General features: G+C 22.9%; 6 protein-coding genes and 1 pseudogene. 5 read left to right on the top strand and 2 right to left on the bottom strand.

Features of this window, described 5'->3' with window-relative positions:
- A pseudogene (locus BUA62_RS10780) lies at window positions 1-249 on the bottom strand (transposase family protein); the annotation flags it as partial.
- A 1-nt stretch (window position 250) separates the two neighbouring features.
- Between BUA62_RS10780 and BUA62_RS10775 the strand changes: the two are divergent.
- The 5 genes from BUA62_RS10775 to BUA62_RS10755 are packed head-to-tail and all read left to right on the top strand — an operon-like array spanning window position 251 to window position 7,309.
- The gene (locus BUA62_RS10775; RefSeq protein ID WP_072866052.1) at window positions 251-3,190 is read left to right on the top strand and encodes a hypothetical protein; all 2,940 of its coding nucleotides are present in this window, start codon (window positions 251-253) and stop codon (window positions 3,188-3,190) included.
- 10 nt (window positions 3,191-3,200) lie between these two features.
- The gene (locus BUA62_RS10770; protein ID WP_072866051.1) at window positions 3,201-5,888 is read left to right on the top strand and encodes a hypothetical protein; all 2,688 of its coding nucleotides are present in this window, start codon (window positions 3,201-3,203) and stop codon (window positions 5,886-5,888) included.
- Entirely contained in the window at window positions 5,885-6,724 is an 840-nt protein-coding gene (cmr4, locus tag BUA62_RS10765) for a type III-B CRISPR module RAMP protein Cmr4 (RefSeq protein WP_072866050.1), read from the top strand. Before BUA62_RS10770 ends, cmr4 begins: the two co-directional genes overlap by 4 nt.
- Window positions 6,725-6,726: 2 nt before the next feature.
- On the top strand, window positions 6,727-7,137 hold the full coding sequence (locus BUA62_RS10760) for a hypothetical protein (protein ID WP_072866049.1): 411 nt from the start codon (window positions 6,727-6,729) through the stop codon (window positions 7,135-7,137).
- On the top strand, window positions 7,130-7,309 hold the full coding sequence (locus BUA62_RS10755) for a hypothetical protein (RefSeq protein ID WP_072866048.1): 180 nt from the start codon (window positions 7,130-7,132) through the stop codon (window positions 7,307-7,309). The genes BUA62_RS10760 and BUA62_RS10755 overlap by 8 nt, the downstream gene beginning before the upstream one ends.
- Here the strand turns inward: BUA62_RS10755 and BUA62_RS10750 are convergent.
- On the bottom strand, window positions 7,310-7,636 hold a 327-nt coding region (locus BUA62_RS10750; protein ID WP_143148379.1), incomplete at its 5' end, for a transposase. It abuts the gene before it with no gap.

Here is a 7,636-nt window from a genome sequence, read left to right as displayed (position 1 = left end):
ATCTTCTGTTTTTATCCTTGGTACTCTCGCATGTATATATGTTTCATATTGAAATAAATTTAAATGTCTCCATGTCTTTTTGACTGTATCGTAGGCTCCATATCTCTTCCCGTTTATTTCAAATTTCGCTCCTCTTTTGAAATTTACATATATGTTTACTTTATTCCCATCTTGTTCTATTTTTTCTATTCTCCATGGTTCATTTATATTTAGTATTTTTTCAAAAAATCTTGGCAATTCATTTATCATTTTGGTCCTCCTCCTTTTTTCTTTCATTCCTATAATATCATATTTTTTCTTTTTTTACCCACTGTTTTTAGAAGAGAACCTTGAAAAATATTCAAAAATAAAAGATTCTATAATAAAAAATAAAAATAAGATAGAAAAAATAAAACAATATAAAAAGAAAAAAAACATAGAAGCAATCAACAGAATATTAATTGAATTTCATAGTGAACATAAAATTACAGATAATGATTTTAATTTTATTTTAGATGCTTTATATTTTGCTGATGAATATCAATCTTTTAAACTAATGGATATAGCAGGTTTTTTTATGACTATTACTACAATTTATGATAGTTTAAGCGATCATGGGAATTTGCAGGTGGAAAGTATAAAAAATAAGAATAAAAGTATGATTAAGCAATATTATGAAAGATTTAAATTTTTATTGGAAAAGGGCAAAATTGAGGAAATCGAAGGAGATTATTATTTTATCTCTAATAATGATAATTATCTGCAGAGATTACAGTCAATTCAATCTTATTATTATTTGTATTCTAAAAAAATTTTTGGAACAAGTGTAAATTATAGATTGAAAAATGATGAATTTAAAGTATTTAATTTGTTTTTTGATAACTTTGGGGAAAGCGAAAACCAAAATAATAAAATAGTTCATCCTGATAAAGAAATTCATTCTAAGGTTTTTCCCTATACATTACCAGCCGGATTGTCAATAAAGAAAGATAAAAGAAAAAAAGAAATAATTAAACATTTAAAGAAGAAAGAAAAATTCATTGGATTAACTGTTTTAGGAATCAAATATGCTTATGAATTAAATGAAGAAAATAAAGAAATAATCAATGATATAAAAATCTATACTGATGAATATATGCAACAAATAAATAAAAAATATAAAAATGGATATCTTGATTATCAAATTAACAATATTCAGGATTTTGAATATTATTTTTCATTGGAAGAAAGTGAAAAATTAAATGGTTATATGCTAAAAGCGTTATTATATAAATTTATTCAAACAAAAGAATTGTCTCATCTTATAAAAATTTATGTTTCTCTATTAACTTATGGAAAAGAATCTTCTAAATCACAATATGATTTGAAAACACTTCTGGATCTCTACGTTGAAATATTTAAAATTATCAAATCAGAAAAAGTAAATGTACTTTCAAAAAGATTTTTATATAGTATAGCAATAATATTATATGAAAAATTTAAAAATGAAAAAAATAAAGAAAATGAAGAAAATGAAAAAAAAGATAAAAATGATAAATATATATACCAATCAAAAATGGTTTTAAACGATTTTTTTCATGATTTAAAAAATGGTGATGTTATTGGATGTGAAAGGCAAATATTGCAATTGTTAAAATTAATAGGAAAGGAAAAAATGTGGATAAATTATATTAGAAATTTTCAAATAATTCACGAATTAAAAACAAAGGGATTTTTTAATATTTTAAATAGGGATTTACAAAGAAGTGCTTTAAGCATGTATGAAAAATTTAAGATATTTGAGGAGAGTTATTATCTTTCAGCAATTTATGCAATCAAAATATACTGTAAAAAAAACCAAAACATTATGATAAAAGATAATCTTTTAAAAAAAATATTTGAGGAAATTGAATTTCAGTGTAAAGATAAGTTTTTATTAGAAAATCAGGTAAAAAAAGTTCTTGAAAAAGTTTTTATTGATCATTATTCAGATAAATATAATGAATTTGTTAGCGTAAGAAATGAAGAGATTTTTAATAAAGAAAAAGAGCAGCTTCAAGATGAAAATTTTGTTAGTATAAAATATGGAAAAAATAATGATGAAAAAAATTTTTCCGATAATATAGCTAAAATGATAAAAAAAGATCTGTATAAAATATATTATTATCAAATCGAAACAAATAGATATAATAACTCGAATTTGTGTGAAAATAGTGAAAATATTAAGCCTTTATTTTTTGAAGAAAATTCGATGGCGAAATTTTTTAATTTCTTTTTAGAAAAGTTCGAAAATGAAAATAAAAAATTACGTGATTATGAAGACGAATTTTATGAAAAACAGATAATTCGTGAAGAAGTTTTGGAATTATATGAAGAAGAGTTTTATGATGCATTATCATCGAAAAAAAGTATATTTATGGCTAAAGAAAGTATTGAAAAATTAAAAACAGAGTTAAATAGAATTATAAAAAATTCTTCTGAATATTTGCAATATTATCAGATTCAGGTTTTAAAAGCATATGGATATATAATTATAGAAAAATTAGAGACAATTTATTTAATATTGCTTGAGATGTCAAATTTAATTAGAGATGAGGATATTGAAAAAAATATTGAAGAAGATATAAAAAAGATCTATGAAGAACGATTAGAACCATTTGATAAAAATGAAATCTTTAAAACAGATATAAATAATTGGTTATTCAAGAGATTTAAATTTTCTGGATTACATACTACTATATTCGAAAAGTATATTAATTTTATTTATTCTACCTTAAAGATAGGTGTTTCCATGATGGCAGGAATATTATTAATAGCTGTTGGGGATGAATTTTGGAGATTATTAGACGAATTAACTATATATGCATACACTCCATTAAAAAATGAATACAATATTATAGCTACTTCCTTAACATTTTTATTTACTTGTATCGTGATATGCTTAATGGTTTATTATATAACTCGTAAAAAGTCTCTTCACAAAATAAAATGGAAAAAATATAAGCTTAAATTAGCAATATTTTCATGGTCTTTTCCTTTATCTTTAGGCGTATATTTTTTAAAATTTCTTAGAATATATAAATTAAATGAAATTTTTGATAGATTAAAATATATAGATAAAACTTCTATAATACAGTTTTTAATGTTTGTATTGTTGAGCACAGCTTTAGGATTGGCTTTACAGCTTTTCTGGGAAGATGAACCAGTGACATTATTTGACAAAGAAAGTTGAGGTGGGAATTATGGAGGATTTATGTAAAAATTATAGCTTGAATGAGGATGATGAAAAATATATTCTATTAATGGAACTATCAGGTTTTTTACATGATATAGGAAAAATGGATGAAAGATTTGTGTTATCTAATTCTGAAAAAATAACAAGAAAATTTTATCATAATAGAGATATATTCAAAGAAAAATATGAATTAAAATTTTCAAATTTTGAGAATTTTAATAAGTTATTAGAAGAAAAAGTTGGAATAACTGAGAATATATCTTTAAAAGAATTAATAGAAAATCATCACTATCCTGACTCGAATATTGCGAGCAATAAAGAATTAGAATTGTTGATAAAATCAGATAACATTTCATCTGCAATGGAAAAAAGTAACACATCAACTAAAGGGCAAAACTATATAATAAATTCATTTGGAAAATATGAGAAAAAAATATTTTTGGATGAAAGTGATAATTATACAGAAAAATTAAAAGATTTTATAAAATCAATAAATGATGGTTTATCAGAAGAAGATATAGTCAATGAAAAATTTAAAAAAGTGAGAAATATAATACTAGAAAATTTAGAAAACTATGGAAAGAACTTGTTGGGAGAAACAAGATTTCCATTAAATGATGTAACATTATATGATCATTCATACTATGTGGGAACTATGGCAAAAACATTTGCTTTTGCAAGAAAAATTTTGAATGAAGGAGAACTTTATAAAAAAGTATATCCTTTTAAAATATTTGGTATATATTTAGGAACAGAACAATTAATAAAAAATGCATATAAGCCTGTTGATATTAAAGCATATATTAATGAAATAAATGTAATAAAAAAGGAGTTAAAGAGATATATAGAAGAAGAGTTGTTATTTGGAAATCTTATTTATGAAGATTCTAATACAGTTTTATTTTCTTATCCTAATATTAATAATAACGATTTTTTTGAATGCGTAAAAAGAGAAATAAGATCATTACTAGATAAATATGATTCAATGAATTATAGTGGTTGGCATATAGAACTTTCAAGAGAAACTAGAATATTTACCAATGCTGCAACGTTTGCAAAAAAAATATCATTTCCTATATATAATAAAAAATTCAAATTAGATGTAAACAACAAAGATAATATCAAATTTTGTCCAAATTGCCATGTAAATATTGTTTCATCTGGAGAAAGATGCCATCAATGTAACGATAGAAAAAGAAATCATGTAAAGGATACCAATAAATATTCTCTTGACTATTATAAAAATCCAAAAAACGGAACAATTGCAGCTCTAAGAATAGATTTAGGGCTTGAAAATTGGTTAAATGGAAAATTTATAACTACGAGATTTATAAATAAATATTATAAAAATATCAAACAAGAATTTGAATCAATAACAAAGTCAGATAAAAATAATATAAATAAATTTAAAAAAATATTAAAAAAAATAAATGATGAAGAAAAAACGAGAGGTGAAACAAAAAAGAAAATATATTATATAAAAATGGGAAATTTTGAATTTTTTGATAATAATAAAAATAAATTATTAGAAGTTTTAGATTTTGAAGATACTTTTATAAATAAAAATAAAAATAGTTTTTTTTCAAAGTATGAGAATATATCTTTTTTTAAATCATTAATTTCTATTCTCCCATCACCAGCAAGGATACAAAGGATAATAGATATATCAAAAGATTTTATGAATATAATAAAAGATGAAATTAAAAAAATTCTTCCTTCTGAAGAGAACATATTTGAAATAATAAAAGATCATGAAAAGATGATATTATTATTACCTTCAAACTATATTGAGGATATTTTAGTGAAAATTCAAGAAAAATATGAAGAATATTTTTCTGTAGTAAAACATATGCTTCCAATATATGTAAACGTTTTGTTTTATAAAGATTCTACACCATTTATAAGAGTATACGAGGGTCTCAGACGATTTGAAGAAAATAACAAAAAATTATATAAAAATCCTAAAATTGTAAAATTTAATGAAGTTAAAAATAATGAAACAATATTTACTATGGAAAAAGATCTATTCAAATTTTCAGAGAGCGTAAAGGTTTCCGAAAAAAATATAAAAGCTGCTGTAAATGAAGATATAGAATCGATAATAAGAACATTTCTTGTAAAAACAGATATAACAAAAACAGGAATAGATTCTTATATAAAAATTAATGAGAACATAATTAATCCAAAAATAAAAACATATAAAGAATTAAAATCTGAAGAAAAAGTTATATATTATCCTTCTTACTTTGATTTCGAATATTTAGATACAATGAAAAGAATTTCAACAATCTCATTAAAGAAAAAAGATAATAAATTTATAAAAAATACATATTATGGAATAAATCTTGAACGACCTGTCTATATAAATTATTTAACAAGAAAAGATAATATATTTGAAGCATTAAAAAATCTATTAAAAAAGAAAAGTATAAGTAAAACCGGAATAAAACAACTGGAAATGTTCTTTATGAATTACATGAAAGAGCTTGATGATGAAAGGGAAAAATTAAACCAGAATGATTTGTTATTTGACCAAAAGCTGATTGAAGCAATAATCATAAAATCATTTGATAATGGTGTAAAAAATCATAAAGACGATGTCATTTATAGCGTGAAAAATGGTGTTTTTTTTGACTTTATTGAATTATATATGAGAATATATGAAAATATTAATTATGAGGAGGATAAAAGATGAGTATTTATAAAAAAGAATATATATTAAAATCTATAAATCCTATTCATATAGGAACAGGTGGGGTTAGATTGGGAAGAGTGGACAACACAATAATAAGAAAAGTTCATAGTGAAATTCCATATATTCCTGGAACTGCATTATCTGGAGCCTTAAGAGGATATTCTGCAATAAAAGTAGAAAAAGCTTCATGTGGTGGTGCAAATATAGATAAAGAAAATTATAAGAGCTTATACTGTGGACATGATGATTGCCCAATATGCCAAAATTTTGGATATACATTATATGGAAAATCAAAACAAGGAAATTTAAAAATAAATGATGCGGAAATAATATTGTTTCCTGTAAAGACTAATTATGGAATTATGTACATTACAACAATAGAAATGTTTTATAAGGTTATTGACAAAGAAAATTCTAAAGATGATATTTTTTCAGAGAAAATGAGAAATATATTAATAGATAATATATATATAAAAGATATTAAAGTTTTAAAAGAAGATATAAATATTAAAATTTCCGATATAGCATTGGAACAAATAATTATTTTAGATGAAAAAATGTTTAGTTATTTCATAAATAAAATGTTGGAAGTTCGTACGTCTGTATCGCTTGAAAATCATATTGCTATAGACGGAGCATTATTCACATATGAAGCAATACCGGAAAATACATATTTTTATTTAGAGATAAATTCAAAAATGCCTTTCGATAAAAAATATTCAAAGTTTGAAATATCAGATGTTATAAATCGGGGTTTTGAAGGTATAAAAGAGTTTGGGATAGGTGGTATGACAACAAGAGGATTTGGATCCTTGGAATTGGTTAGTGAGGTGTGAAAATGAATATTGAAATTATACCAATATCACAAAAAATTTCAGAAATTGTAAATCAAATAATAGAAAATGAATTTTTAAAAAGTGATGAAGAAAAATTAAAAGCTTTTTATGCGTGGATAAATAGGGCTATAATAATAAATTCGGTTCATGGGCCAGTTGATTTTTATATTTATTTAAGTTCAGGGGAAAATAAAAAATTAAAGAGCATAAAAGAAATATTACTAAAAAAAATAGATGAAATTGTAACAGAAATATTTGGAGATAATACAGATAACATTCTTAAAAGATCTTTTGAAGAAAAAGAATCTCTCAACAAGATATTTAATGAAATATTAATTCAATTAAAGTTAAAAACTTTTTTATTAAAGAAATTATTTGAATATTCAAAAAATGAAGGTGAAAAAAATGAATGAAAAATATAGAATAATATTAAAACAAAAAGCTCCTTTGCATATTGGATATGGAAAAAATATAAAAACATTTAATGGAACTTTGCCTTATATTCCTTCTTTTACATTTAAAGGTGCAGTAGTAGCTTCTATGAATTTAGAAGAAGAAAGGTTCTCCCACGAAAAGAGTGGGTAATTAGGAAAAAGGCAATTTACCTAAAGCCAAAAAAATAGTAATGGATAAATATTTAAAAGACTTAAAACCATAAGCTCTTTTGGTAAAAGTTCTAAGTTTTGAATTCATGCCTTCAATTTTAGCATTGGTTAATCCTGTTTTTAAATGCATAAGAATACCATTTATATGTTTATATAAACTCTTAGCTGCTTTTTTCATTTCTGGTATATTTGATTTTAACGCTTTGTCATACCATTTTTTAAAGAATTTTGATGCATATGCTGGTTTTTTATAATCAAATATTTTTTTTAATTCCAGAATTAATGAATATGCTTTTACTGTATCAAG

It is taken from the genome of Marinitoga hydrogenitolerans DSM 16785 (assembly GCF_900129175.1).
GTDB classification, from domain to species: domain Bacteria; phylum Thermotogota; class Thermotogae; order Petrotogales; family Petrotogaceae; genus Marinitoga; species Marinitoga hydrogenitolerans.
The sequence above is the reverse complement of the archived record's forward strand: the minus strand, read 5'-3'. Positions and strand labels throughout refer to the sequence as shown.

Excerpts from the sequence above, each read along its gene's own strand:
- BUA62_RS10770 (WP_072866051.1), top strand. The coding sequence starts at position 3,201 with ATGGAGGATTTATGTAAAAATTATAGCTTGAATGAGGATGATGAAAAA.
- cmr4 (WP_072866050.1), top strand. The coding sequence starts at position 5,885 with ATGAGTATTTATAAAAAAGAATATATATTAAAATCTATAAATCCTATT.
- BUA62_RS10760 (WP_072866049.1), top strand. The coding sequence starts at position 6,727 with ATGAATATTGAAATTATACCAATATCACAAAAAATTTCAGAAATTGTA.
- BUA62_RS10755 (WP_072866048.1), top strand. The coding sequence starts at position 7,130 with ATGAATGAAAAATATAGAATAATATTAAAACAAAAAGCTCCTTTGCAT.